3 protein-coding genes are annotated in these 2,181 nt (G+C 27.9%); all 3 read right to left on the bottom strand.

Going from position 1 to position 2,181, the window contains the following annotated elements:
* Positions 1 to 442: 442 nt before the first annotated feature.
* Positions 443 to 1,414, bottom strand: a complete 972-nt coding sequence (locus tag ACRC03_RS03595) for an SPFH domain-containing protein (RefSeq protein ID WP_438651185.1) — start codon at positions 1,412 to 1,414, stop codon at positions 443 to 445.
* Positions 1,415 to 1,454: 40 nt separating this feature from the next.
* Positions 1,455 to 1,877 carry an NfeD family protein gene (locus tag ACRC03_RS03590; RefSeq protein WP_438651183.1) on the bottom strand — a complete coding sequence of 141 codons (423 nt, stop codon included), beginning with the start codon at positions 1,875 to 1,877 and terminating at the stop codon, positions 1,455 to 1,457.
* A 175-nt stretch (positions 1,878 to 2,052) separates the two neighbouring features.
* Positions 2,053 to 2,181: NifU family protein (locus ACRC03_RS03585; RefSeq protein ID WP_438651184.1), on the bottom strand; the 129-nt coding region annotated here is incomplete at its 5' end.

Below are 2,181 nucleotides of genomic sequence, written 5' to 3'. Positions count from 1 at the left end.
GTAGTTTACTATATGATTTCCCATAAATCTATAACTATCATAGGATTGGCCTATTTTAAATCCTTCTAGATTTTCTTTGCTAATTAACTCTTCATAATTTATTATTTTTTTATTTTTCATAAATTACCCCCTTTCGTCTCTCTATACAGTATAGTTATTTATTATATAATAAATTGGCCTCTTTTTATAAAACAAATATTATAAAAATTCAGACATTTATTTGTATTTTTCGCCATAATATAACAGTACCTACCCTATACTAACTCTTTGTTAAATTTAAGTTAAATTTCATGACTCTTTATATTTTATACTTTAAATATTAATTAATTTAATTAATTCGATTACATTCTTTATTTTCCTCCTATAAATTTGTACATTTTAAAAAGAAACCCTTTTCTTTTTAAAAAAAGATTTCTTTTTTAGTTTAATAATTAAGTTTTAATTATTTTTCATCACTTAATATTTCTTTTATTCCCTTAAATGTTCCTAAGAAATTAACAGTATCTGATGGTAAAACAAGTTTTGTTGCATTTCCATTGGCAACCTTTTCTAGAGCTTCTATAGATTTAAGTGCTAGAATATTGTCATCTACATCCGACTCTTTCATTGCTAAGAATACTTTTCTAAGACCTTCAGCTGTAGCTTCTTGAACCTTTAGTATAACCTCAGCTTCACCTTGAGCTTTTGCTATTGCTAGTTGTTTTATAGCTTCAGCTTCACCTTCAGCGTGCAGTATTGAAGACAATTTTTGGCCTTCAGCTTCACGAATCATAGACTCTTTTTTTGCTTCAGCTCTTAAAATTGCTGCCTGTTTTTCACCTTCAGCTTGAAGTATTGTTGATGACTTACTACCTTCAGCTTGAAGTATTGATTCTCTTCTTTCTCTTTCTGCCCTCATTTGTTTTTCCATAGCAACTTGAATATCGTGAGGTGGCATTATATTTTTCAACTCTACTCTATTTACTTTAATACCCCATTTATCTGTAGCTTCATCTAATATTACTCTCATTTTAGTGTTTATTATATCTCTAGATGTTAAAGTTTCATCTAAATCTAATTCACCTATTATATTTCTAAGTGTTGTTGCCGTTAAATTTTCTATTGCTGTTATTGGATTTGCTATTTCAAATGTATATCTAACAGGATCTGTTATTCTGTAATATACAACTGTATCAATTTGCATTGTTACATTATCCTTAGTTATTACTGGTTGTGGTGGAAAATCTACTACTTTTTCTCTTAAGTCAATTATGTAACTCATTTGATCTAAAAATGGAACTAAAACATGAACTCCTGTATCCGCTACCTTACGAAACTTTCCAAGTCTCATTATTATTCCTACTTTAGATTGCTTAATTACTTTTACACATAATAATCCTAATATTACTATTACCACTACTATTACTATTGGCATTATTAATGACATTATGAAATCCATTTTTTATTCCTCCTTATTATTTTGATTTTTCTACTACTAACTTAACACCTTCTATTTTTATAATATTTACAACTTCATCCTTTTCTATATATTCTTCATTTATAGATACTGCAGTCCACTCTTCTCCTTCTAAAACTACAATGCCTGTTTTATTTTTTTGTATTGTTTCCTTTACTATTGCCCTTTTATTAATTATAGCTTGCAAGTTTGTATCGTATTTGTAATTCTTGTCTTCTTTTACAAATTTCTTTGTCGCTATTATTAGCATTGCAGTTGATATCACAGCAAAGATTATTATTTGAATAAATATATTTTTTATAAAACTGCTTAAAAACATTACTATAACAGCACCAATACTAAACCATATTAATGTCAAGGTAGTAGTCATAACTTCTCCTATAGCAAATCCTATGGCTATTGCCAACCATAATAATTTCATAATATCCCTCCTTATTATTTTTTATATTTACCCCTTCCTGTATTTTAATTATATGCTATAATTTGTATCCTTTACTACTCTATTCGTACTATTGTTATTTCTTGTTACTTTTTATACTTAATATATTTTTCTTTAAATATGGAAAATAAAAAAAGCGCTTACGTCAGCGCTTTTTTTATACTCCTACTACTTGCTTTACTCCTTCTACTTCTTTTACTAGTAAGTTTTCAATTACTGCTTTTAAAGTCATTGCTGCACCTGGGCATCCTTTACATGCACCTTGTAATCTTACTGATACTACACC

The organism is Romboutsia sp. (assembly GCF_051659545.1).
In the GTDB taxonomy this organism is placed as follows: domain Bacteria; phylum Bacillota; class Clostridia; order Peptostreptococcales; family Peptostreptococcaceae; genus JBOFOR01.
The sequence above is the reverse complement of the archived record's forward strand: the minus strand, read 5'-3'. Positions and strand labels throughout refer to the sequence as shown.